Here is a 25,010-nt window from a genome sequence, read left to right as displayed (position 1 = left end):
GGAGTGAAGATTGACGGCTCGAACGCGCTGCGTCGATTACGTGCGAGGTAAGCATCCTCGTGTTTCGTTGTTCGTCGGATTGGCCATCCGGCCGAGTCGTCAGCCGCGCTGGCAGCCGCTAACCTCGTGTGGCGAATGGAGCCGCGCGGCGCCGGCGCGCGGCACACGACGTACTCGACAAATCACGGACACGGGGGCCTTTTTCAATATGGTTTTTACACTTGCAAGATCGTATCCACAAGGATACACTGCACAGCAGATCGGTTCACCGCCTGTGTATGAAGTCAACCGCACCGAGCAATTCGACGCATGGCTTGCAACGCTCGCGGATTTACGAGCGAGGGCAAAAATACTCGTGCGGATCCGGCGTGCGGAACGCGGGCATTTCGGCGACGTGAAATTGCTGGAAGACGGTGTATCCGAGATGCGCATCGACTGCGGCCCGGGCTATCGGGTTTATTTCGCGCGTGAAGGGCGCATGGTGTATCTGCTTCTCTGTGGTGGCGTCAAGGCCACTCAGCCAGCCGATATCAAGCATGCCAAAGCAATGTGGGCAGCAATCAGAAAGGAACTGTCATGAGCAAAATCAAAACCGCGCGGTTCGACGCGTCGGACTACCTCGATAGCGAGGAAGCGATTGCCGAGTATCTTAACGCAGCGCTTGAAGACGGCGACGCCGACGTACTGCTTGCCGCCATCGCCGACATCGCCAAAGCGCGTGGCATCACCAAGGTTGCGGCAGACGCCGGACTCGGGCGCGAAAGCCTCTACAAAACGCTCGCGCCCGGATCCAAGCCGCGTATGGACACGGTGCTCAAGCTGCTGCGCGCGCTCGGCGTCAAACTCAACGTGGTGCCGGAAGGCGTGGCGGCGGCCTGAGTTGCATTGCCACTTGTGGCGACTTCACAGGGCGGTCAGCAGGTTGGATCAACTGGGCTCAGGAATGTTTCCGGGGTTTCGTAGGCCTGGTCGGGGTATTCCGGGGTATTCCGGGGTATTCCATTACCCCTCAGGTAATGGATGGCTAGCACGGTTTGGCTATCATCGGTGGCATGAACACACTCTCTCTTGCGCAAAACGTCCCGTCGCATGCATCGGCGGCCAGCCGCACGGTCGGCGATCTGCTGCGTGAATGGCGCCAGCGGCGAAGAATGAGCCAGTTGCTGCTCGCTGCTGAAGCCGATATTTCGACCCGGCATTTGAGCTTCGTCGAATCGGGTCGCGCGGTGCCGAGCCGGGAAATGGTCATGCATCTTGCGGAACGGCTCGACGTACCGCTGCGCGCGCGCAACGCACTGCTGGTCGCGGCCGGTTATGCGCCGCTGTTCCGCGAGCGTCCGCTATCGGATCCGCAGTTGGCCGCCGCGCGCGAGGCCGTCGAGTTGGTGCTGAAAGGACACGAGCCCTATCCGGCGCTCGCCATCGACCGGCACTGGACCATCATTGCCGCGAACAATGCGCTCATGCCTCTACTAACCGGTGCGAGTCCGGAACTGCTGAAGCCGCCGGTCAATGCGCTGCGCCTGAGCTTGCATCCGGAGGGCATCGCGGCGTCGATCGTCAATTGGCACGCCTGGCGCGAACACATTCTGGCTCGGCTGCAGCGGCAAATCGACGTGAGCGGCGACAGCACACTGAGCGCGCTGCGCGACGAACTGGCCGCCTATCCGGCGCCGCCGGACGCGGAACCGGCCGGGCACGACAACGCCGGCGTCAATCAGATCGCGGTGCCGCTGCGGCTGCGCACGCCGATCGGCGTGCTGTCGTTTTTCAGCACGACCACCGTCTTCGGCACACCGGTCGACGTGACGCTTTCAGAACTCGCCATCGAAGCGTTCTTTCCGGCCGATCAGCAAACTGCGGCCGCACTGCGCGAATTCGGTGAGAGCCAGCGCACCGAGGCGGCCCGCCAACCGTAGCCTGATGGTGGAATACGATGCACACCGCCACGCCAAGCCCATGTCCTTTCACTCGCCAGATTGACGCGGAGAGATGCACTTGAACGACAACGCCGTACTCGTACGCCAACTCGGTCCCGACGACCGCCACGACTATTTCCAGCTTCGCCTGCGGGGACTGAAGGCGCATCCGGATTCTTTTGGCCAGAGTTACGAGGAAGCGCTCGCCAAAGGTCCGTCGCAACACGACGCGCTGCTGAAGGGCTCGCATGCGGCTCAAGGCGATTTTTTGCTCGGCGCTTACGCATCGGCCGGATCGCCGTTGATCGGCGTGGTTGGCCTGATCCGCAATCCAGGCGACAAGCAGCGGCACAAAGCCGCCCTGATCGGCATGTATGTCGCGCCAGAAGCGGCGGGTCGCGGCGTCGGTCGCGCGCTGCTCAACGAATTGCTGGCGCGGGCCTCGCGCGTGGAGGGTTTGCGGCAAATCCAGTTGCATGTCGGCAGCCGTAACGAAGCGGCGCGGAAACTGTATGAGTCGCTCGGCTTTCGCAAATTTGGCTGCGAGGTCGGCGCGCTGAATGTCGGCGGCGTGTTTCATGACGCGGATCTAATGGCGCTGTTTATCCAATAGATACTGGCACGCAGAGCGTCGCGCCCCGTCGCCCCCTCGTTCAACCGCCGTGCCGCAGCACGCGATCCGTGCTACGTTTTTGATTGCCATGTCGCCACACCCGCCCCGAAAACGGTTCTCCAACCGCCGTCGTGCTGCTCTCGACCCATCGCTTGTCAGTCAACTCACACATGTCCGACCTCTCCACTTCGCTTCCGCGCGTGCCGCGCCGTTTCGATATCAATCCGAAACCGCTCGGCGCCGCGCTCGTTCTGATCGCGCTCGGCGCGGTTTATCTGGCGCAGACCGTCAGCGGCCGCCAGGCGGCGCTCTATCTCGTCGGCGCGCTGCTCGGCATGTCGCTGTATCACGCGGCGTTCGGCTTCACTTCGGCATGGCGGGTTTTTATCGCCGACGGCCGCGGCGCCGGCCTGCGCGCCCAGATGCTGATGCTCGCGCTCGGCGTGTTGCTCTTCTTCCCGGCACTGCAAGCCGGCACGCTGTTCGGCCATCCGGTGGTCGGACTTGTCGCGCCGGCGGGCACGTCAGTACTGGTCGGGGCCTTCATGTTCGGCATCGGCATGCAATTGGGCGGCGGCTGTGCGTCCGGCACGTTGTACACCGTGGGTGGCGGCAGCACCCGCATGATCGTCACGCTGGCGGCGTTCGTTATCGGCTCGGTCGTGGCGACCGCGCACATGCCGTTCTGGACCGCATTGCCGTCGCTCAAACCGCTCTCGCTGGTGACCGTGTTCGGCGCTGGCTGGGCCATCGCGCTGAACCTGGCCGTGTTTGCCGCCATCGCGGCACTCACCGTTCTGATCGAACGGCGCCGTCACGGCCAATTGGTCAACGAGCCGCCGCGCCAGCCGCATACGTCACCGTGGCTGCATGGTCCGTGGCCGCTGTTCGTCGGCGCGATCGCGTTGACTCTGCTCAACTTCGCGACACTGGCGCTCTCGGGGCGTCCGTGGGGCGTGACGTCCGCGTTCGCGCTCTGGGGCGCCAAGCTCTTTGCCACGCTCGGCATCGACGTGGCCGATTGGCCGTATTGGGCCGCTCACGCCAATGCGAACTCCCTCGCCGCCCCTGTTACGCATGACGTCACCTCGGTGATGGATATCGGCATCATCCTCGGCGCAATGTCAGCCGCCGCGCTGGCCGGACGTTACGCGCCCGTGTGGAAAGTGCCTGCCCGCTCGCTGATCGCGGCGGTGGTCGGCGGCTTGATGCTGGGCTATGGAGCGCGCCTCGCCTACGGTTGTAACATCGGCGCCTACTTCAGCGGCATCGTGTCAGGCAGCTTGCACGGCTGGCTGTGGCTGGCCGCTGCTTTCGCCGGAAACGTACTGGGCACGCGCTTGCGTCCAGCCTTCGGTCTCGAAGTCGAACGCGTTCGGTCCACCGGCTGCTAGATGTTACGTACGACGTTACAAATGCGGCCCGGTTTGTAACCGGGGCCGCACCAACCTGTTACATCTCTGCTGTGTCCCCATTGCAGCGCTTTATAACGGTATTTATTACGCTATATCGTGCTCGCTTTCTGTTTCCTTTCTGAGTCGAGCGGGAATTACCGATTCGCAACCGGCCTGCTTGATTTCCTCAGACAAACCAGCGAAACGCCTGTGATACAAGGGTTTCCATGGATCAGACAAACGCCTCTGATAGCGGAAAATCCACGTCGCATCATCTATTACAGCACCGTGAAAGAGTTACCGAAATTTGATGTATCTTTTTGAGATATTTTTTTGAGAAGGGATTGATTTCTTGTTTTACCCTTCATACAATTCGTCCCAAGCTGTTACGAAATGTAACGCGATGTATCAAAAGGTCGCTGTCTGTATCAGGCGGTGACCCGTAGCCGGAGGACAACGTTTCCGGCGAGGCACAAAAGACATAACGGCAAAAAAAGCCGACATAGTAATTCGGGGCTTCGGAAAAAACAGAAATGGACCGTAGCAGCGAGACGCTGGATTCTATCCGCGAGATTAACTTGTCTTACATCATGCTTGCGCAACGTATGTTGCGTGAGGACAAACCGGTCGGCATGTTCCGGCTGGGACTGTCGTCGGAACTGGCTGATTTGCTTGCCGGGCTGTCGCTCGCGCAGATCGTCAAGCTGGCCGCTTCCGATCAGCTTTTGTGCTTCTTCCGCTTCAACGATCACTCGATGTTGTCGGCGTTGACGCAAACGACGAAGCACACCGCAGTGGCACCGACTCACGCGGCGATCCTGCTTGCAGGCCAGCCGGCTGAACAGTTCGCTTAATCGAGGTGACTGCGATGCTCAAGCGTAGCCTGACGGAAGACGCACAGGAAGTATTCCGCGCCATTGCACTGATCGAACTGGGCGCACGCATGCAAGTGCTCGAGAGTGAATTGACGCTCTCGCGCGACCGCATGATCCGCCTGTATCGCGAGGTCAAGGGCGTGTCGCCGCCCAAGGGAATGCTGCCGTTTTCGGCGGACTGGTACATGACGTGGCTCGCGAACATCCACGCGTCGCTGTTCTACAACACGTACCTGTTTCTGAAGAACGAAGCGCGCTGCTCGCATCTGGACGCGCTGACCAAAGGGTATCGGCTGTATCTAGAACATTGCCAGCACAGCGAAACCGAACCCGTGCTGGACTTGACGCGTGCGTGGACGCTAGTGCGTTTCTTCGACGCCGACATCCTGCAATTGACCAAATGCTGCCGTTGCACCGGCAAGTTCGTGGCGCACAAACACGATCTGCAGCACAACGTGGTGTGTGGCGCCTGCCAGCCGCCGTCGCGTGCCGGCAAGACCAAGAAAGCCGCGGCCGCCCGCCAGGAAGCGCTCGAAGCAGCACAGATCGCGCAAGCTGCCTGAACGGAGCGCCGCTAACTCGATGAGGGCAGGTCCAGCCCGATTCGAACCGAAGCCTTGATTGGAAAGTCCGCCTCCGAGCGGACTTTTTTTCGTCTCATCGCGCCGTCGCCTGCATAAGGCAAACGGCGCGAAGCAACATCAGCCGGCGATGCCCACCGTCTGCACCACCAGCCACAGGTTCGCCGCGCTGATCACCACGAACAGCGTCCACGAAACGAACCGCGTCAGCAGCGTGTTGGCGAATTCACCCATCAACGCACGGTCGCTGGTCATGCGGATCAGCGGATAAAGCGCGAACGGCAGTTGCAGGCTCAGCACGACCTGGCTTGCGACCAGCAACTTGCCGACCGCACCGTTGCCCATCATCTGCACGCCGATCAGCGCGGGGATCAAGGCCAACGCCCGAGTGATGAAGCGCCGCTGCCAGCATGGAATCTTCAGCTTCAGGAAACCTTCCATGATGACCTGCCCCGCCACGGTGCCGGTGAAGGTCGAGCTTTGTCCCGAGGCGAGCAGGGTCACCGCAAACAACACCGCCGCGAAGCCGGTGCCGACGATCGGCGCGAGCAGCTTATAAGCGTCTTCGATTTCGGTGACCTGATTGTGGCCGGTGGCATGAAACGCCGCGGCGGCAAGGATCAGGATCGCCATGTTGATCAATAGCGCGAACACCAGCGAGCCGATCGTGTCGATGCGCGACATGCCGATCGCCGAGCGGATGCTGGCGGGGTCGCGCTTCACCGCGCGCGTCTGCACGATCGACGAATGCAGATAGAGGTTATGCGGCATGACCGTCGCGCCGAGAATGCCGATCGCCAGATACATGGGTTCGCGCGAGCTCAAAGCCTGCCACGACGGAATCAGCCCCTGCGCGACCGACGGCCAATGCGGCTGCACCAGCGCGAGCTCGATGATGTATCCCACGCCGATGGTCGCGATCAAGCCGAGCATGATTGCTTCGAGATCGCGGAAATTCTTGCCCTTCAGGCCGAGCACGATCAGCGTATCGAACGCAGTCAGCAGGACGCCGGTAGTCAGCGAACATTTGAAAAGCAGATGGAAGGCGAGCGCGCCGCCCAGCACTTCGGCCAGATCGCAGGCCACGATCGAAAGCTCCGCGAGCAGCCATTGAAAGCGCGCCACACGCGGCGAATAACGATCTCTCGACAACGCGGCGAGATCGCGTCCGGTCGCGATGCCGAGGCGCATACTCAGGCATTGCAACGCCATCGCCGCAAGACTCGACAGCATGACGACGAACAGCAGGCTGTAGCCATAGCGCGATCCGGCTTCGATGTCGGTGGCCCAGTTGCCCGGGTCCATATAGCCGATCGAGATCAGCAGGCCGGGGCCCGCAAATTGCAGGATCTTCTTCCAGAAAGGCGCGCCCGGCGAGACCGCCACTGAGCCTTGCACTTCGGATGGGCAAAACGGCGCCGTTGCGGTGGTCGGTAGTTTGAACTGCAATCCGGAAATCTCTTGAAGGGGATAAAACGCGGCGCCTCGTACCGGCTGCCGCGAACCGCCTCAAGTGTACAAAGAAACTTCCGGCAACGCGCCGGTGAGCGCGTATCGGCCGACGTCGCGCACACGATAGTCGAGCGGATCATGCAGCGTGTGCACGCGGGCATTGCGCCAGAAACGGTCGAGCGCGAGCGGCGCGTGCGTCGCGCGGGCGCCACAGGCGTCGAACAATTTTTCGCTGACGTCGAGCGCGGCGCGATGCGCGACGATCTTCGCCTCCGACGTGGCGAGCGCAACCTGCGCGCGGGTTTCCGCGGTAAGCGCCGGCCCTTGTTGCCACGCATCTTCCAGCAGCCAGGCCGCACGCGTCGCCAGCGCTTCGGCGCTCACCGCCTGCAAGCGCATTTCGCCGAAACGCTGGATCAGGTAGGGATCGTCGGTGGCCTTGTCGACGCCGGAATAGATCCACGCCTTGCCGTTCTGCGTGACGTAGGCGCGCGCTTCGTCGAGCGCGCCTTGGGCAATGCCTACGAACAGATTGGTCAGCACCTGTTGCGAGATCAGCGTGCGCAGACTTGCATGCGGCGTGTCGGGCCGCACCATCACTTCATTGGGTTCGACCTTGACCCGTGTGAAGGACACGCTGCCGCTATCGGTCTGCCGCTGGCCGATCGGGTTCCAGTCGTCGTGAACGGTGATGCCTTCACGCGTCGTCGGCACGACGCCGAAGACCGGTTTGCCGGTGAGCGGATCGTGTGCGGAGACCGTCATCATCTGCGAGCCGCGTGTGCCGGAGCAGAAGCCCTTCTGGCCGTCGAGCAGATAGCCGCCGTCATCGGTTGCGCTTGCAACGAGCCGGGTGTCGAGTGGATTGACGGCGTTGCCCCACCACCATCGTCCTTCGACGGTGCCGCTCAGATAGCGGGCACGTTGTTCCGGATTGCCCCATACATTGACGCTGACCACCTGCAGACAGGTGAAGCCCAGCAAATGCGCGAGCGCACTGTCCACTTGCGCGATCTTGCGGATCGTCTCGTAGATGTCGGGCCAGCGCGCGCCGAGGCCGCCGAATTCGCGTGGCACCGCGAGCGTAAGCAGCCCCGCGTCGGCGATCCATTGTTTTTCCCGCGCGGCGTGGCCGCCATCGATATCGCGCTGCGCGGCACTGGCGCGCAGCGCGTCGAGCAAACCCGCGAGATCGCGCACCTCAGACTCAGCGAATGCCTGAGGCGTTTGCAACGCGTCGGCATGACGAGGATCGTTCATGCAATTTCCACTTGAAGAATTGTTCGGCGAGCAGCGCCAGACGGAGCGCCAACGGCTGATCTCGATGCCGTAGCTAGCATGATAGGCGGTGATGCGGGCGCGGCAAATGTGAGCCGCTATTCTTCATGCAAATAGCAGCCTCACGGTCAATACAATCACGCCCGCTGCGCAAGCCGCCGCACGAACCGGTCGCCGACGAACTGCACCGCCGTGACGATCGCGATTAGCAGCACGATCACCGTCACCATCACCGTCGTGTCGAAACGCTGGTAGCCGTAACGGATCGCCAGATCGCCAAGGCCGCCGGCGCCGACCGCCCCTGCCATCGCCGAGGAACCGATCATCGCCACCACGGTAATCGTGAAGCCGCCGAGAATGCCCGGCAGCGCCTCGGGCAACAGCACATGCCAGATGATGTGGCGGCGCTGCGCGCCCATGGCCTGCGCGGCTTCGATCAAACCGCGGTCCACTTCACGCAGGCTCACTTCGGCCACACGCGCGAAAAACGGAATCGCCGCGATACTGAGCGGCACGATCGCGGCCCATACGCCGATCGTCGTGCCGATCAGCAAACGCGTGAGCGGCAGCAACGCAACCAGCAGAATGATGAAGGGCGTGGAACGGAACGCGTTGACGAGCGCACCGAGCGTGCTGTTCACCGCGCGCTTTTCAAAGATGCCGCCGCGTGTCGTCGTGACCAGCACCAGCGCCAGAGGAATGCCGATTAGCGCCGCGACGAATGCGGACACGCCGACCATGACAATGGTGTCGCGAATCGCATCGGCGAGTTCGGAAAGCCACAACTCAGACATAGCCCAATACCTCAACATGATTGGCATAGCGGCGCGCGCTGTCGAGCAGCGCCGCGATCTGCTTCTGCACCGTGCTGCCATCGTCCGCGCGTACTTGCGCCGACACTACGAGGCGCCCTTGCGCATGCCCCTGAATCCGGTCGATGCCGCCATGCACGAAACTCACGTGGCCGCCATCGACACTCAACGCCGACGCAAGGCCACCGAGATCGGGCTCACGCGCATCGACGCCGGTGAAACGCACGTCCAGCAGAATCTGCGCGTCCGCTTGCCCGATGTCGTTCAGCGGCTTGATCCGTTTCGCGAGATCAATCGGCAAGTCATGCACCAACGTGCGCAACAACGCGCGCGTCGCATCATGTTGCGGATCGCCGAACACCCGCCACACGGCACCGGTCTCCACTACTTCGCCGCGCTCGATCACCGCAACCGTATCGCAGACCTCGCGAATCACCTGCATTTCGTGCGTGATCAATACGATGGTCAGATTCAGACGCTGATTGATATCGCGCAGCAGCGCGAGAATGGCTTGCGTCGTTTCCGGATCCAGTGCGGAGGTAGCCTCGTCGCAAAGCAGAATGTCCGGGTCGGTGACCAGCGCGCGCGCAATGCCGACGCGCTGTTTCTGGCCGCCGGACAAGCTCGCCGGATACGCGTCGCGTTTGGCGGACAGACCCACTAATTCCAGCAGCGCATCGACTTTTTTATCGATCGCCGCTTTCGGCACGCCGGCGATTTTCAGCGGCAACGCAATGTTCTCGCGCACCGTCTTCGCCGAAAGCAGATTGAAGTGCTGAAACACCATGCCGATGCGCCGGCGTAATGCCACGAGTCCGCGCTCGTCGAGTTCGCCGACACTCACGCCATTCACGCGCACCGCGCCCGAACTCGGTTTTTCCAGACCGTTGACGAGCCGCAACAGCGTCGACTTGCCGGCTCCGCTGCGGCCGATAATGCCGAACACTTCACCACGCGCCACGTTCAACGTGACGTTGGCGAGCGCCGCGGTCGACACGCCGCGGGCGTCGGCGAACACTTTGCCGACGTTGTCGAATATCACGGCGGGTTGCGTCGCCGTTGCATGCGAATCAGGATTGACGGCGAGAGACGGCGCGTCTTCGATGAATTGCGGGACGTCGAAAAGATTGGCCATGGTTTTGCTCCTCTTCTTCTACGCATCCGCCGCGACCGGTGCGGCGGCTTGCACGCGCCGGCGATGCTGCGCGCCCGCATGCACGTCCGGCAGCCGGGCACGCCCACCGCCGAACAGCTTCTCGCGCAGCGTCGGCGCGGGATCGTAATCTTCCTTGTAGATGCCGCGATTCTGCAATTCCGGCACCACCAGATTCACAAAGTCTTCGAACGATTCCGGCATCACCGTGCGCGTCAGATTGAAGCCGTCGACGCCCGCCTCCTCGATCCATGACACCAGTTCATCCGCGATCTGCTGCGGCGATCCCACCACTGGTTTCGCGCGGCCGCCGAGCGTCATCTGTTCGAGCACTTTGCGTTTGGTCCACACACCGCTCACGCTCTTCTTCGAAATCGCCTCGACGGCCGATTGCATCGACTCGGTCTTCACGTAGGAGATCGGTTCGTCCAATTCGTATTGCGAGAAGTCGATGCCGGTCGAACTGGAGAAATGCGCGATGCCTCCTTCGGCGCTCGCATAACGGCGGTATTCCTCGAATTTCTCCTGCGCGAGCCGTTCGGTTTCGCCGACTACCACGGTAATGCCCGCAAAGATCTTGATGTCGTCCGGCGCGCGGCCAAAGCTCACCGCGCGCGCACGGATGTCGTCGACAATTGAGCGCGTCAATTGCTTGTTCTGGCCGCCGACGAACACGCATTCCGCGTGACGTGCCGCGAAATCGACGCCGCGGCTGGACGACCCCGCCTGGTACAAGACCGGTGTGCGTTGCGGCGACGGCTCGCTGAGATGAATCGCATCGATCGAATAGTACGGACCGTCGTGCTTCACGCGATGCACCTTGTCCGGATGCGAGAAGATGCGCGCCGCGCGGTCGCGCACCACCGCGTCGTCTTCCCAGCTCTGCTCCCACAGCTTGTAGACCACGTCCATGTAATCGTCGGCGCGGTCGTAGCGGTCGTCGTGGCTGATCTGCTGCGCGAGGCCCATGCCGCGCGCCGCGCTGTCCAGATAGCCCGTCACGATGTTCCAGCCCACCCGGCCTTTGGTCAAATGATCGAGCGTCGACATACGGCGCGCGAACAGATACGGCGGTTCATAAGTCAGATTCGACGTGACGCCAAAGCCGATGTGTTTGGTCACGTGCGCCATCGCGGGCACGATCAGCGATGGATCGTTGATTGGAATCTGCACCGATTCCCGCAGCGGCGTTTCCGGTCCACCTTGATAAACGTCGTACACGCCGACGATATCCGCGAGAAAGATCCCGTCGAACTTGCCGCGCTCCAGCGTTTGCGCAAGGCTCGTCCAATAGTCGAGGTCGGTGTAATGCGCCGAACGGTCGCGTGGGTGCGTCCACAATCCGTGATTGATGTGGCCGACCGCATTCATGTTGAACGCGTTCAGCAAGATCTTTTTCTTTGCCATCGTGCGGCTCCTTGGGCTTTGCAGTTTCGGCTCAGCGCGCGGCTTACCACGCGACGGCGTAGAGATTGCCGAAGGCTTTGTCGAGCGCGGCGCGCACTGCCGGCGAATGCTGATAGATCGCAATGAACTTGCGGATACGCGGATCGTTCGCGCTTTCCGGACGCACGACCCATTGAATCGCGTAGTTTTTGTTTTCCAGGCCATCGAACAGCAGCGCGCTATTCGGATCGGTGGTGCCGGCGAGCTTGATGAAACTCGGGTAACCCTGTGCGAGATCGACGTCGTCGAGCGAACGCGCCAGTTGCGATGCTTCCAGCTGCACGATCTTCAGATGCTTCGGGTTGTCGATGATGTCGAGCGTCGTCGCGCGATAGTCGATGCCCGGCTTCAGCTTGATGAGGCCGGCGCGCTGCAGCAATAGCAGGCCGCGTCCGCCGTTGACCGGGTCGTTGGCGATCGCGACCGTCGCGCCGTCTTTCAATTCGTCGAAGCGTTTGATCTTCTTCGAATACAGACCGATCTTCATGATCGTGCCCGGCGCGATTGCGACGAAGTTATAGCCGCCCTGCTTCTTCGCATTCTCGAGAAACGGAATATGCTGGAAGTAGTTGACATCGATGTCCTTGTTGGCGAGCGCCGCGTTCGGCGTATTCCAGTCCGTGAACTCGATGATCTTCACGTCGAGGCCCTGCTCTTTCGCTTCGCGCGCGGCGATTTTGAGCGCTTCGATTTGCGGGCTGGTTGCGGTGCCGATTTTCAGCGTGGGCGAGTCGGCCGCTGAAGCGGGCGTGGCCTGCAACACGAGCGCGAGACCGAACGCGCTGATGAGCGAGACAGCCGGCGTGTGGAAAAAGCGCTGCACGGTGGACAGAAAAATGCGCATGGTGAACTCGTCAGTTTCGGGCGTGGTTTGATTCAAGCGAGCCGATCCGATGGTGTGCTTTGAGGCGTCTACAAAGGGATTAGCTCCAAGACGCAATCAGCTTGCCGGATAGGTCGGGCAACGGAAAGTCCGCTACGTGCGGCTTAAACCGCGCGTGGCAGCGACAGGACGCGCAATGCGGTCAGCGCGGACAGCGGAAGGTCGGACAGGTCATCGCCTCTCTCCAGATGAGGTGCGACTCATCATAGTGGGCGACAAAGCGGCGGTCTACGAAGGGATTTTTGGAAGGAAAGCGGGAAAAATGATTTGGGCAAAAAAAACCGGGCCGCGCTTTCGCGCGACCCGGCGTCTGCCACTCGTCCGTGATTCGACGAATTACTGCTTCGCCACCTGTTGCACGGCAGCGGCGGCCGTCACCGGCGCGGATGCCGGCGCAACCGCACCCACCGCCGTATCCGCCGCTTTCACATCACCCCAGCCACCGCCCAACGCGCGAATCAGATTGACGGTCGCCACCGCCTGCGTGCCCGACAGATGGCTCGCCTGCAGTTGCGAAGTCAGCACCTGCCGCTCGCCGTCGATCACGTCCAGGTAGCTGACCGCACCCTCCGTGTACTGCGTGCGCGACAGATGCGCAGCCCGTTGCGAAGCCTGAACCGCATCGTTCTGCTCGCGCATTTGATCGTCGAGCAAACGCAAATCGGACAGGTTGTCCTCCACCTCACGGAACGCCACCAGCACCTGCTGACGATACTGCGCCACGTCCTCGTCATACTTCGAACGGGCTTGCGCAAGATTCGCCTTGCGCCGGCCGCCGTCGAACAACGGCAGCGTCAGTGCCGTGCCGGCAAACGGCCCGAGAATGAACGCACGGCTCGACCACTTGAACAGATCGCCAAGCGTCGCCGATTCGAAGCCGGCGCCGCCGGTGATATCGAGTTTCGGGAAGAACGCCGACTTCGCGAGGCCGACACGCGCATTCGCTGCCTGCATCGCGCGCTCAGCCGCCGAAATATCCGGCCGGCGTTCCAGCAAATCGGAAGGCAAGCCAGGCGGCACGCGCACCGTGACCGGAACCAGCGGCGCTTCCGCGAACGAGAAATCCGCCGGCGGTTTGCCGAGCAGAATCGCGAGGCTATGTTCCGACGCCGCGCGTTGACGCGCCACGCCCACGGCGTCCGCACGCGCACTCGCCAGTTCGTTGCGGGCTCGCGATACATCCAGCTCGCCGATGTCGCCTTCCTTGAAGCGCCGTTCGACCAGCTTCAGCGTGTCCTCACGCAATGCCACCGTACGACGGTACAAGTCCTGATCCGTATCGAGCTCGCGCAACTGGAAGTAGTTCTGCGCGACGTCTGCCTGCAAGGACAATTGCACCGAACGGAACAGCGCTTCGCTTTGCTGTTCGTCCGAACGCGACGCGTTCACGTTCGAGCCGACCCGCCCGAACAGATCCGCTTCGTACGACGCGGTAGTTTGCGCACGCCAGATGGTGCCGTTGGTGCCGCCCACGCTGTCGGGCTGAAATTGCGACGCCGCAGAAGCACGCTCGCGCGTCGGGCCGAAGCCCGCATCGAGCTTCGGGAACCAGTCCGACTTCGCGGCCTGCGTCACTGCACGCGCCTGCTGCACGCGCGCCGCGGCCGCCTTCAGGTCCTGATTCGCAGCCGAAGCCTGCTCCTCGAGTGCATTGAGTTGCGGGTCGCCGAAAATCGTCCACCATTCGCCGCGATGCGCGTCGTCAGCGGGCTGGGCCTGTTTCCACGTACCGTTGTCCTGCGCCGACACACCCGACGCAGCCGAGGGCGCAGAGGCACCCGCCGTAGCCGACGCCGCCGGCGCTTCCTTGAACGCAGCCGGCGCATCCACGTCCGGCCGCTTGTACGTGGGCTCCAACGAGCAGGCGGCGAGCAACGCGACCAGCAAACCGCTGGCAGCCGCCCGGCCCCACCCGCTCAAAGATTCAAAGCGTTTCATTATTGTTTTCTCCTCAAGCGTCCGTCACCGGCGCGCCATAGTGCGGCGAATCTTTCTGCGCGACGTGAATCGTTCCGCCCGCCAGCGTCCGCAGCACCACATAGAACACAGGGGTCAGCATCAGACCGAACAGCGTGACGCCGAGCATGCCGAAGAACACCGCGATACCCATCGCATGACGCATCTCCGAACCGGCTCCGCTCGATAGCACCAGCGGCACCACGCCCATGATGAACGCGATCGACGTCATCAAAATTGGCCGCAGACGCAAACGGCTCGCCTCGATCGCCGCCGACAGCGGCGTATGCCCGTCATGCTCCAGTTCGCGAGCGAACTCGACAATCAGAATCGCGTTCTTCGCCGACAAGCCCACCAGCACCATCAAACCGATCTGCGTAAAGATGTTGTTGTCGCCACCCGTGAGCCACACGCCGGTCAGCGCGGACAGCACGCTCATCGGCACGATCAGAATCACAGCGAGTGGCAGCGTCAGGCTTTCATACAGTGCGGCGAGTACGAGGAACACGAGCAGCACGCTGATCGGGAACACCCACAAGCCCGCATTGCCGGCCAGAATCTGCTGATACGTCAAGTCGGTCCATTCGAGCTTCACACCGTGCGGCAAAACTTCCGCCGCCACGCGTTCGGCCGCGGCTTGCGCCTGACCCGACGAGAAGCCCGGCGCAGGCCCACCGTTGATGTCGGCAGCCGTATAGCCGTTGTAACGCACCACCATTTCCGGACCGAACGTCGGCGTTACCGTCACGAGCGACGACAACGGCACCATGTCGCCCGCGGCATTGCGCGTCTTCAGTTGCAGGATGTCGTCGGCGCGTTGACGGAACGGCGCGTCCGCCTGCACCCGCACTTGATACACACGGCCAAAGCGGTTGAAGTCGTTCACATACAGCGAGCCGAGATAGATCTGCATCGTGTTGAACACGTCCGTGACCGGCACGCCGAGCTGCTTGGCCTTCACACGGTCGAGGTCCACGTTCAATTGCGGCACGTTGATCTGATAGCTCGAGAAGGTCGGGCCGAGTTCAGGCGTCTGCGCGGCCTTCTTCACGAACGCCTCCGCGGCCTTGTTCAACTCCGCGTAACCGAGCGCGCCGTGATCTTCCAACTGCATCTTGAAGCCGCCGAGCGTACCGAGACCGAGCACGGGTGGCGGCGGGAACACCGCGACGAACGAATCCTTGATCGCACCGTATTGCTGATTCAGCGCACCGGCAATCGCACCGGCCGACAGCTTCTTGTTGCCGCGATCCTTGAAGGGCTTGAGCGTGACAAACACGATGCCCGCGCTGGAGCTATTCGTGAAGCCGTTCACCGACAGACCCGGGAACGCCACCGCGCTCTCCACGCCCGGCTGCTTCAGCGCAATCGAGCTCATGTCGCGAATCACCTTCTCCGTGCGATCCAGCGACGCACCGTTCGGCAACTGCGCAAAGGCGATCAGGTATTCCTTGTCCTGCGCCGGCACGAAGCCGCCCGGCACCACGCGCGAGATCAGCACGGTCGCGCCCAGCAGAATCGCGTAGACCGCCAGCATCGCGCCCTTACGGCGCAGCACGCCGGTCACGCCGCGGCCATACTCCGTCGAACCGCGATGAAAGACCTTGTTGAAACGCCTGAAAAAACCACCCAGCACGCGATTCATCACACGCGTCAGGAAGTCTTCCTTCGCGCCATGGCTGCGCAGCAGCATCGCGGACAACGCCGGCGACAGGGTCAGCGAGTTGAACGCCGAGATCACCGTCGAGATCGCGATGGTCATCGCGAACTGCTTGTAGAACTGGCCCGTCAAACCGGTCATGAACGCGAGCGGTACGAACACGGCGACGAGCGTCAGCGCGATAGCGATAATCGGCCCGCTCACTTCCTGCATGGCCTTGTAGGTCGCGTCGCGCGCACTCAGCCCGTTTTCGATGTTCCGCTCGACGTTCTCCACCACCACGATCGCATCGTCCACCACGATCCCGATGGCGAGCACCATGCCGAACAGCGACAACGCGTTGATCGAGAAGCCGAACGCAAGCAGCAACGAGAACGTCCCGACAATCGACACCGGCACCGCGATCAGCGGAATGATCGAAGCACGCCACGTCTGCAGGAACACGATCACGACGATCACCACCAGCGCGATCGCTTCAAGCAGCGTATGTACGACCGCCTCGATACTCGAGCGCACGAACTGCGTCGGGTCGTAGACGATCTTGTATTCGACGCCCGCCGGCATGTCTTCCGCGAGTTCCTTCATCGCGGTACGCACCTGATCGGAAATCGCGAGCGAGTTCGCACCCGGCGCCTGGTTGATGGCGAGCGCCACCGCCGGTTTGTTGTCGAGCAGCGAACGCAATCCGTACTCCGACGCCGCGAGTTCGATCCGCGCAATATCTTTCAGGTAAGTCACACCGCCGTCCGGCGTGGTCTTGACGATGATGTCGCCGAATTCGCCCTCAGTCCTCAGACGGCCACGCGCATTCACCGACAACTGCAGTTGCGTGCCCGGCACCGAAGGCGATGCGCCGATCACACCGGCCGCCACCTGAATGTTCTGCTCACGGATCGCGTTGACCACCTCGGTCGCCGTCAGGCCGCGTTGCGACACTTTCTGCGGATCGAGCCAGACGCGCATCGCGTAGTCACCCGAACCCCACAACTGCACTTCGCCGACGCCCTGAATCCGCGCGAGCCGGTCCTTGACGTTCAGCAGCGCGTAGTTGCGCAGATACGTCATGTCGTAGCGATTGTTCGGCGAGATCAAATGCACCACCATGGTCAGCGTGGGCGAACTCTTGATCGTGGTGACGCCGAGGCGTTGCACGTCTTCCGGCAGACGCGGCAGCGCCTGATTGACGCGGTTCTGCACGAGCTGCGTCGCGAGGTCCGGATTGGTGCCAAGCTTGAAGGTCACCGTGAGCGTGAGATTGCCGTCGCTATTCGCTTGCGACTGCATGTACAGCATGTTCTCGACGCCGTTGATCTGCTCTTCGAGCGGCGAAGCGACCGCTTCGGCGATCACCTTCGGATTCGCACCCGGATACTGCGCGTGCACCACCACCGAAGGCGGCACGACTTCCGGATACTCCGAGATCGGCAGCTTGAAGAGCGAAATAATGCCCGCCAGCAGGATCAGTACCGACAGCACGCCGGCAAAGATCGGTCGATCGATGAAGAATTTGGATATGTTCATGGGAAGCTCTTAACGTTGGAGCAAGCGCCGCGCAGTCAGACCGCGGCGCGCGAGGCTCACGAATTCTTGTCCGCTTTGGTGCGCGTCTGCGTTTGTGCCTGCGTTTGTGCCTGCGATTGGGCCTGCGATTGCGGCTGTGCGGGCGTCTGCTTTTGTGCGAGCGGTGCGCTATTCGGATCGCCATCCGTGGTCATCGGCACCATGTGCGCGCGCACCGCGTCACCCGGACGCACGCGCTGTATGCCGTTCACGACGATCCGGTCGGTGGCTTTCAAGCCGCCCTTCACCACACGCAGATTGCCTTGCATGCCGCCCACGTCGATCGAGCGATACGCAACGTGATTGTTCTGATCGACCACCAGCACGAACTTCTTGTCCTGATCGGTGCCCACTGCTGCGTCGTCGATCAACAGCGCCGGATGCGGCTCGCTGCCGCCCACTTTCACGCGTGCATACAGACCTGGAATCAGTGCACCGTCCTGGTTATCGAAACGCGCGCGCACGCGGATCGTGCCCGACGACGTGTCGAGCCGGTTGTCCACCGACTCGATCACGCCGCTGCGCGAGTAGCCGGTTTCGTCCGCGAGACCGAGTTCCACCGGCACCTTGCTGCCATCTTTCGCGCGGCTCAGATATTGCAGATACGTTTGTTCGTCCGCGTCGAACGATGCGTAGATCGGCGAAACCGACACCAGCGTGGTCAGCGGCGCAGCCGTCGCGCCCGCCGAGATGACGTTGCCCACGGTGATTTCCGCGCGCGACACGCGGCCCGAAACCGGCGCGACAATCTTCGTGTAGCCGAGATTGATGCGGGCGGTTTCGAGCGCGGCTTGCGCGGCCTTCAGGTTGGCGCTCGCCTCACGCGCGGCGTTCTGCTTCTCGTCGTAGTCGCGTTTGGCGATCGCGTTGTCGGCGATCAGGCGTTGCGCGCGCTCCCAATCGCTTTGCGTGTAGCCCGTGCGCGCCTGTGCTGCGGCCAGTTGCGCCTCGGCGCGATCCACCTCGGCCGCATACGGACGCGGGTCGATCACGAACAGCGTGTCGCCTTTCTTCACGAGCGCGCCGTCCTTGAAGTTGACGGACACGATGGTGCCCGGCACCTGCGAACGCACGTCCACTTTCTCGACGGCTTCGAGGCGGCCCGAGTAGCTCTGCCAATCGGTGATGGTTTTTTGCACCACCGTGGCCACATCGACTTCCGGCACGATGGTCGGCGCGGCGGGCGAGCTCGCGTCCACGCGAATCGCGCCGAACGTGCCCAGCCCGGCCACGACAATGACGGCAAGTGCGGCAATCGCCACACGGCGACGGGAAAGAGGAAGGATAGTCATGTGAAGCTCCCGAGATCGTTGATTAAAGTTCTGCTTATTTCTGTTTCAGCGATGCGCGTGCATCGAAGCGCCACTGAAAAAATCGCACTGCTTCCTGCAGGGCGGGCGGATGATCGGCCAGCGCGGCATGCGACACGCTCGGATAGCGGACCACCTGGGTCAGCACACCGGCGTCGATCAGGCTGCTGGCGTACTTCTCCGCTTCCACATGCAGCACGTCGTTTTGCGCCGTCGCGATCAGCGTGGCCGGCAGGCCCGCGAGGCGCGACGATTCGAGCGGCGCGGCGTACGGATGCATACGCTGCGACGCTTGCGGCAGATATGCGCGATAACACGCCGCGCACTCTTTTGCCGTGATGTCCGAGCCGAGGCGCTTTTCGTCGCCAAGGCGCGTCAGACTCGGATCGAGCATCGGCCCGAACAGCGCCTGCGCGGAAATTCGCACGTCGCCGCGATCCCGCGCGATAAACGCGAGGCAATTGGCCAATTGCCCGCCCGCGTCGTGGCCGGCCACGCCGACCTTCTTGCTGTTCCCGCCAAACGCGCGCGCTCGTGTCTGCACCCACAGCGCCGCACGATGCGCGTCTTCAGGCGCGGCCGGAAACGGAAACTGCGGCGCCAGCGAATAACCGACCGACACGACCAGCGCCGGTAAGTGTTCTGCGAAATAACGCGAGGCGTAGTCGGCCTGGTCGATCGAGCCCTTCGTGAATCCACCACCGTGGAAATAAAGCAGTACCGGCAGTGAGGTTTTCTTTTCCTGTCTATACAGACGCAACGTGATGTCCTGCGCGTGCCCTTCGATCTGCACGTCAGAGACTTCGAGTGCCGTGCTGTCGGCCTCTGCCGGGCTGCTGCCGGTAGGCACAAAGGAGTACGGCGGTTTAAATGCTTCCATGTCGAGCCGCGCAATGCGCATAGAACTTCAATGGTGCGAATTGTGGGTTCGGCAGACTCGTAAATAAATGCCTATAATCCGGCAACACAATTCGGCGCCCCTGAACAATCGAATGCGATTGTCTGCGGATTCGCGGTGGAGTCCATTCCTGCTCAGTGCGCCAGCCCCTATTGGAGGTCTGCAATGGACCGGCTTCAGGCCATGCAAGTGTTCACTCGTGTCGTCGACACCAACAGCTTTACCCGCGCGGCGGAAACGCTCGACCTGCCGCGCGCATCGGTTACCACGATTATTCAGAACCTCGAAGCGTTCCTCGGTACGCGTCTGATGCATCGGACCACGCGCCGTTTGTCGCTCACGCCCGACGGCGCGGCGTACTACGAGCGCTGCGTGCGCATTCTCGCGGACGTCGAAGAGACCGAGGCCAGTTTTCAAAGCGGCAATAAAAAGCCGCACGGCAAGCTGCGCATCGACATGCCGGGGTCGATCGGCCGCTTGCTGGTGATTCCTTCGCTGTGTGAATTCCACACGCGCTATCCGGACATCGACCTGCAACTCGGCCTGACGGACCGGCCGGTTGACCTGCTGCAGGAAGGCGTGGATTGCGTGGTGCGGGTCGGCGCGCTACAGGATTCCTCGCTGGTGGCGCGCCGGATCGGTTTGTTCGAGGGCGTGACCTGCGCGGCCCCCGACTACATCGAGCGCGCGGGCATGCCGACGTCGCTCGAAGACCTGGAGAATCACAAAGCAGTCAATTACTTCTCGAGCCGCACGGGTCGCACGCTCGATTGGGCCTTCCTGGTTGATGGCAAAGAAATCGAAGTGAAAATGAAGAGCATCGTCTCGGTGAACGACGCGGACGCCTACGTGACTTGCGGATTGGAAGGCTTCGGCCTGATTCAGCCTGCGCTCTTCATGGTGCTGCCGCATCTGCGGTCGGGCCAACTGGTCGAAGTACTGCCAGAACTGAAGCCTTTGCCGATGCCAATTTCGGCAGTCTATCCGCACAGTCGGCATCTGTCGCCTAAAGTCCGCGTTTTCGTAGACTGGATCGCGGAGCTGTTCGACCGTTGTCCGTTATTGAGTGGACGTGGCAGTCTGGACGCAACGTGCACGAAACGCACTTTCGAAGAACGCGAGTCTGCTCCAATGCTCGATACGCCCGTGATAACTGAATGGGTCGCATAAGACGCGTGAATTGAAGTACAGAATCTGGAACAGTGAATTCCAACCGCGGCTCTAATGCCGCGGTTTTCTTTTGCTACAACGCCGGCAAGGCGTTTCACTCAGCATTGAAACGATTGTTCTGGAATCGCGACAATTCATTTCGCGAAAGTGCGGTTTATCCGCACCGCCTCGAAGTCTACATTTCACCCTGTCGCAGCGCCGCTCGTGCTGCAAACGAATCGACAGGAGTGAATCATGAAACGCAATCTCTTAGCAGGTCTGGCTCTTTCGCTGCTCGTGAGCGCCCCGGTGTTTGCACAAAGCAGCAGCGGCGGCATTGGCCGCGCCGGCTCGTACAACACGCAACCCGCGCCGACCACGACCGCGAAGTCGCGTGAAGAAGTGAAGGCCGAACTGGTCGCAGCGTATCGCGACGGCTCGTTGCCCGCGCTGAATCGCACGACGTATCCGAACAAAGGCCTGATCGGTCAAACCCAGGCTGAACGCATCGCGCGGCAGGAAGGCACGAGCGGCGACGTTACGCGTGTGGCCAACGGACAGTAAAACCAGCTTGCCGCAATGATTCGGTTTCCAAAAGAAATATTCATTGCGGCGCCATTCATGCACTCTTCAAAAAGGAGCTCATCATGACACCCTCGGAACTCGACCATTGGGATACCGATACCCCCGTGTGGACGCCGTACCGCGCGCCGCAACACTAAATGTCGAAAGTAGCAGCGAGTGCCCGCGGATCTGGTCCGCGGGCACAGTCACATGCGCACAGACCTAGCGCCTCGGCACGCCGTCACGCCACTCGCCCCAATGCGTGGAGATATCCTGCACGAGCGGATTGCCCGACAGGAACAGGTTCTGGATGGCGATCGTAAAGCCGCCTTGCGCGGCATAGTTCAGCAGGTTGTCCGCACTCGTCTGCCCGTCATAGGGCCGGTCGAAATCGGAGCCCGCCCGCAACACGGCAACGCGATCCAAATCCACCTTGTGTACTGAAGCCGCGCGCTTGAGCGCCTCGTAGGTGGCGTTGTCCTCTTGCTGCGTCGTGCAGTAGACACCTTTTCCATCGGTCAGGATTTTGGTCCAGTCGCGGGCACGCTGCCCAAGCAGCGTGCCCGACCACCAGGTGTCGCCCGCGAGCGTATCGCATTGAATGACGGTCGGCGGAAGGTTCGCCGGCGGATATGAGTACTTGGCCCGCGCGGCCTGAGCCTGCGCGTTATCGGACAGCGTCACGTGGCGAGATAACGCGAACGCCGTATTCGCGAGCCGCTTGTTCAACTGGAACACTTCAGTGCGATAGTCGAGCGGCGGCTTGTCCGACGGACTCGTCGTATTGATGCCGAGGTAGCCGGTATTCCAGTTGGGCGGAATCTCACGCCCGTCGATCTCCCATTGAATCCCGAAGTCGACCAGATATTTCGCCCACGCGGCGGAGCCCACCGTGCCCTGCTGTGGATCGATCCCGGCAATGCCGGCAACCATGAAGTACGTGTGCCGCAAATCGAAGCGCGGCGAGAACGTCAGCGCCATGATCGACGCAGCAGCGTTGGTGTGTCCCATGCCGGTGGTCATCACGCATACATCCTGCTTGTTGCAATGGACCGTCGGGTAATCGGGCGACAAGCCGTCCACTGTAATTTCGCGCCACGGGCCGAGGTTATCGAGCCACACCTGGCCTTCCGGCCCGAACATCGAAATGATCATCACCTTGACGGGCTGCCCGTGCGAGCCGCCGTCGCCGCGCGAGAAACCGTCGTTGTCGTCCGCACTGGCCGGCCCGGACGAAAAGGCCGCGCATGCCGCGAGGGTAATGGCGCAGACGGCGCCGAGTGAGCGAGTCAGCATCGTGATCTTCCTTTTGCTTTTGATGCAGGTTGGGAGAGAGTGCTGCTTTCAGGCCGAAAGAAGTATAGGTGCGAAGAAATTATTTTCCACTACGCGATGTGCTCCCGGTCAGCGTTGACGGGCCCTGCTGGAAAAAGCATGCAACTCGGCTCCGTACGCGTTCTTCAGCGTTTTCTTATAATCGATAGTCCGCAGCGCACCGGCTTTGTGCACTTCATAACAGGAGCACCACGATGGATTATGTGAAACTCGGCCGCACCGGCCTCGATGTATCGCGTCTTTGTCTCGGTTGCATGAGCTACGGCGTGCCGTCTCGCGGCACGCATCCGTGGTCGCTGGACGATGAAGCGGCGCGCCCCTTCATCAAGCAGGCGCTCGATCACGGCATCAATTTCTTCGACACCGCCAACGTCTATTCCGACGGCACGAGCGAGGAAATCGTCGGCCGCGCGCTGAAGGACTTTGCGAAGCGCGATGAGATCGTGCTGGCTACCAAGGTGAATAGCCGCATGCATCCGGGCCCGAACGGGGCCGGCCTGTCGCGCAAGGCGATCATGTCGGAGATCGATCACAGCTTGCGGCGCCTCGGTACGGACTACGTGGACCTGTACCAGATCCACCGCTGGGACTACGGCACGCCGATCGAAGAAACCATGGAAGCGCTGCACGATGTCGTAAAAGCCGGCAAGGCGCGCTACATCGGCGCATCGTCCATGTATGCGTGGCAGTTCGCCAAGGCGTTGCATGTGGCAGAGAAGAACGGCTGGACGCGCTTCGTGACGATGCAGAACTACGTGAATCTGCTATATCGCGAGGAAGAGCGCGAAATGCTGCCGCTCTGCGAGAGCGAAGGTATCGGCGTGATTCCGTGGAGCCCGCTCGCGCGCGGCCGCCTGACGCGCGACTGGAACACCGAGAGCGCACGCTCCGAGACCGACGAATTCGGCCAAACGCTGTACGCCCAGACCGAAGACGCGGATCGGCGAGTCGTTGAACGGGTCAGCCAGATTGCCAAAGAGCGCGGCGTGCCGCGCGCGCAAGTGGCGCTCGCGTGGGTATTGCAGAAGAAGCCGATCACCGCGCCGATCGTCGGCGCGACCAAGCTGCATCATCTCGACGATGCGGTGGCCGCGCTTTCGCTGAGCTTAAGCGCGGACGAAATCCGTCAGCTCGAGGAGTTGTACGTGCCGCACGCGGTGACGGGCTTCAAGTAAAGAGTAGACGTGCCGCTCAAACGCGCGGCACCTCCGGTTCGAAGAACACCCAGCGGACTTGCGGGAACGTGGCCTGCAAGTCCGCTTCGATCACGTTGATCGCATCGACCATCGCGCGGCCGCTCGCGTAGTCGATCATTTCCGCCTGCACCGCCACCACCACATGACGCCCCCATTGCAGCGTAATCATATTGATGATGCTGCGAATCTCGGTGCGCCCGCGCAGATGCGCCTCGATAGCGCGCCGCACTTCGGGGCTCGCCGATTCGCCGACGATCATCGATTTCACTTCACGCGCCACCAGCCACGCGATCACCATCAGCAACACGCCGACGCCGATGGAACCCAATGCGTCGTAGACAGGATTGCCGGTCATCATGGTGAGCAGCACGGCCGCGAAGGCCATCGCCAGGCCCGCCAGCGCGGCGATATCCTCGCCCGCTACCACGAGGAGTTCGGATTCACGCGTCTCCCGAAACCAGCGCCACATGCTTTTGTCGGGATGCGTCTTGCGGATTTCCTTGACGGCGCCCCACAAGGAAAGCGCCTCCAGCACCACGGACACGCCGAGCACCGCCAGCGCCACATAGGCGTACTGCAACGGCTCGCGCACGAACAGACGATGCACGCCCTCATACACAGAGAACGCACCGCCGACAAAGAACAGCAGAAGCGCGACCAGAAGCGAATAGAAGTTGATCTCTCGCCCGCCGCCCATGGGATGCAACGGGCTCGCCGGCTTGCGCGCTTCACGCAGACCGAACAGCAGCAGCAATTGATTTCCGCAATCAGCAGTGGAGTGAATGGCCTCGGCGAACATCGAGCCGGAACCGGTGAACGCGGCGGCCGCGAACTTGCAGATGGCAATGCCGAGGTTGGCGGCGAGCGCATAGAAAATGGCTTTCGGCGATTCTTCTTTCATCGTCGGGGAAGGCGTCCGTGAGTTTGCAAAGAGCTTTCGATGGGCAACAGCCCGTATTATGGGCATGCCGGGCGG

Annotated in this window: 22 protein-coding genes; 10 read left to right on the top strand and 12 right to left on the bottom strand. The window is 61.9% G+C overall.

Features of this window, described 5'->3' with window-relative positions:
* Positions 1-10: 10 nt before the first annotated feature.
* From BPHYT_RS22585 to flhC, 7 genes are all read left to right on the top strand, one after another.
* The gene (locus BPHYT_RS22585; RefSeq protein WP_238535741.1) at positions 11-580 is read left to right on the top strand and encodes a type II toxin-antitoxin system RelE/ParE family toxin; all 570 of its coding nucleotides are present in this window, start codon (positions 11-13) and stop codon (positions 578-580) included.
* The gene (locus BPHYT_RS22580) at positions 577-879 is read left to right on the top strand and encodes an addiction module antidote protein (RefSeq protein WP_012426435.1); all 303 of its coding nucleotides are present in this window, start codon (positions 577-579) and stop codon (positions 877-879) included. The genes BPHYT_RS22585 and BPHYT_RS22580 overlap by 4 nt, the downstream gene beginning before the upstream one ends.
* 173 nt (positions 880-1,052) lie before the next feature.
* Complete coding sequence (locus tag BPHYT_RS22575) at positions 1,053-1,919, top strand: helix-turn-helix domain-containing protein (RefSeq protein WP_012426434.1); 867 nt, start codon at positions 1,053-1,055, stop codon at positions 1,917-1,919.
* A 73-nt stretch (positions 1,920-1,992) separates the two neighbouring features.
* Positions 1,993-2,532: a GNAT family N-acetyltransferase gene (locus tag BPHYT_RS22570; RefSeq protein WP_012426433.1), complete on the top strand. Its 540-nt coding sequence runs from the start codon at positions 1,993-1,995 to the stop codon at positions 2,530-2,532.
* Between the two features lie 170 nt (positions 2,533-2,702).
* Complete coding sequence (locus tag BPHYT_RS22565) at positions 2,703-3,926, top strand: YeeE/YedE family protein (protein WP_012426432.1); 1,224 nt, start codon at positions 2,703-2,705, stop codon at positions 3,924-3,926.
* A 533-nt stretch (positions 3,927-4,459) separates the two neighbouring features.
* Entirely contained in the window at positions 4,460-4,780 is a 321-nt protein-coding gene (gene flhD / locus BPHYT_RS22560; protein ID WP_007177882.1) for a flagellar transcriptional regulator FlhD, read from the top strand.
* A 14-nt stretch (positions 4,781-4,794) separates the two neighbouring features.
* Positions 4,795-5,364 carry a flagellar transcriptional regulator FlhC gene (flhC, locus tag BPHYT_RS22555; protein ID WP_007177883.1) on the top strand — a complete coding sequence of 190 codons (570 nt, stop codon included), beginning with the start codon at positions 4,795-4,797 and terminating at the stop codon, positions 5,362-5,364.
* A gap of 138 nt (positions 5,365-5,502) precedes the next feature.
* On the opposite strand, the gene BPHYT_RS22550 is transcribed toward flhC, so the two are convergent.
* From BPHYT_RS22550 to BPHYT_RS22505, 10 genes are all read right to left on the bottom strand, one after another.
* On the bottom strand, positions 5,503-6,831 hold the full coding sequence (locus BPHYT_RS22550) for an Nramp family divalent metal transporter (RefSeq protein ID WP_012426431.1): 1,329 nt from the start codon (positions 6,829-6,831) through the stop codon (positions 5,503-5,505).
* A 60-nt stretch (positions 6,832-6,891) separates the two neighbouring features.
* On the bottom strand, positions 6,892-8,094 hold the full coding sequence (locus tag BPHYT_RS22545) for an acyl-CoA dehydrogenase family protein (protein ID WP_012426430.1): 1,203 nt from the start codon (positions 8,092-8,094) through the stop codon (positions 6,892-6,894).
* A gap of 155 nt (positions 8,095-8,249) precedes the next feature.
* Positions 8,250-8,906, bottom strand: a complete 657-nt coding sequence (locus BPHYT_RS22540) for a methionine ABC transporter permease (RefSeq protein ID WP_012426429.1) — start codon at positions 8,904-8,906, stop codon at positions 8,250-8,252.
* Positions 8,899-10,059, bottom strand: a complete 1,161-nt coding sequence (locus BPHYT_RS22535; RefSeq protein ID WP_012426428.1) for a methionine ABC transporter ATP-binding protein — start codon at positions 10,057-10,059, stop codon at positions 8,899-8,901. Before BPHYT_RS22535 ends, BPHYT_RS22540 begins: the two co-directional genes overlap by 8 nt.
* Before the next feature lie 18 nt (positions 10,060-10,077).
* Complete coding sequence (locus tag BPHYT_RS22530) at positions 10,078-11,484, bottom strand: LLM class flavin-dependent oxidoreductase (protein WP_012426427.1); 1,407 nt, start codon at positions 11,482-11,484, stop codon at positions 10,078-10,080.
* 43 nt (positions 11,485-11,527) lie between these two features.
* Positions 11,528-12,367 (bottom strand): MetQ/NlpA family ABC transporter substrate-binding protein, encoded by an 840-nt coding sequence (locus BPHYT_RS22525; RefSeq protein WP_012426426.1) that lies wholly within the window; start codon positions 12,365-12,367, stop codon positions 11,528-11,530.
* A gap of 375 nt (positions 12,368-12,742) precedes the next feature.
* The gene (locus tag BPHYT_RS22520) at positions 12,743-14,344 is read right to left on the bottom strand and encodes an efflux transporter outer membrane subunit (RefSeq protein WP_012426425.1); all 1,602 of its coding nucleotides are present in this window, start codon (positions 14,342-14,344) and stop codon (positions 12,743-12,745) included.
* 13 nt (positions 14,345-14,357) lie between these two features.
* Entirely contained in the window at positions 14,358-17,543 is a 3,186-nt protein-coding gene (locus BPHYT_RS22515) for an efflux RND transporter permease subunit (RefSeq protein WP_012426424.1), read from the bottom strand.
* Positions 17,544-17,599: 56 nt separating this feature from the next.
* On the bottom strand, positions 17,600-18,874 hold the full coding sequence (locus BPHYT_RS22510; RefSeq protein WP_012426423.1) for an efflux RND transporter periplasmic adaptor subunit: 1,275 nt from the start codon (positions 18,872-18,874) through the stop codon (positions 17,600-17,602).
* A gap of 34 nt (positions 18,875-18,908) precedes the next feature.
* The gene (locus BPHYT_RS22505) at positions 18,909-19,772 is read right to left on the bottom strand and encodes an alpha/beta hydrolase (RefSeq protein ID WP_041759521.1); all 864 of its coding nucleotides are present in this window, start codon (positions 19,770-19,772) and stop codon (positions 18,909-18,911) included.
* A gap of 183 nt (positions 19,773-19,955) precedes the next feature.
* Here BPHYT_RS22505 and BPHYT_RS22500 point away from each other — a divergent pair, with 183 nt between their 5' ends.
* Together BPHYT_RS22500 and BPHYT_RS22495 are read left to right on the top strand one after the other, a co-directional pair.
* A complete protein-coding gene (locus BPHYT_RS22500; protein ID WP_012426421.1) occupies positions 19,956-20,960 on the top strand; it encodes a LysR family transcriptional regulator in 1,005 nt (334 codons plus the stop codon).
* 234 nt (positions 20,961-21,194) lie between these two features.
* Positions 21,195-21,503, top strand: coding sequence for a DUF4148 domain-containing protein (locus BPHYT_RS22495; RefSeq protein WP_012426420.1), 309 nt, complete (start codon positions 21,195-21,197; stop codon positions 21,501-21,503).
* A 222-nt stretch (positions 21,504-21,725) separates the two neighbouring features.
* Here BPHYT_RS22495 and BPHYT_RS22490 read toward each other — a convergent pair whose 3' ends face one another.
* The gene (locus BPHYT_RS22490; protein ID WP_012426419.1) at positions 21,726-22,799 is read right to left on the bottom strand and encodes a purine-nucleoside phosphorylase; all 1,074 of its coding nucleotides are present in this window, start codon (positions 22,797-22,799) and stop codon (positions 21,726-21,728) included.
* A gap of 233 nt (positions 22,800-23,032) precedes the next feature.
* Here BPHYT_RS22490 and BPHYT_RS22485 point away from each other — a divergent pair, with 233 nt between their 5' ends.
* On the top strand, positions 23,033-24,013 hold the full coding sequence (locus BPHYT_RS22485; RefSeq protein WP_012426418.1) for an aldo/keto reductase: 981 nt from the start codon (positions 23,033-23,035) through the stop codon (positions 24,011-24,013).
* Between the two features lie 16 nt (positions 24,014-24,029).
* On the opposite strand, the gene BPHYT_RS22480 is transcribed toward BPHYT_RS22485, so the two are convergent.
* A complete protein-coding gene (locus BPHYT_RS22480) occupies positions 24,030-24,935 on the bottom strand; it encodes a cation diffusion facilitator family transporter (protein WP_012426417.1) in 906 nt (301 codons plus the stop codon).
* Between the last annotated feature and the right edge of the window lie 75 nt (positions 24,936-25,010).

This window comes from Paraburkholderia phytofirmans PsJN (assembly GCF_000020125.1).
Lineage (GTDB): Bacteria > Pseudomonadota > Gammaproteobacteria > Burkholderiales > Burkholderiaceae > Paraburkholderia > Paraburkholderia phytofirmans.
The sequence above is the reverse complement of the archived record's forward strand: the minus strand, read 5'-3'. Positions and strand labels throughout refer to the sequence as shown.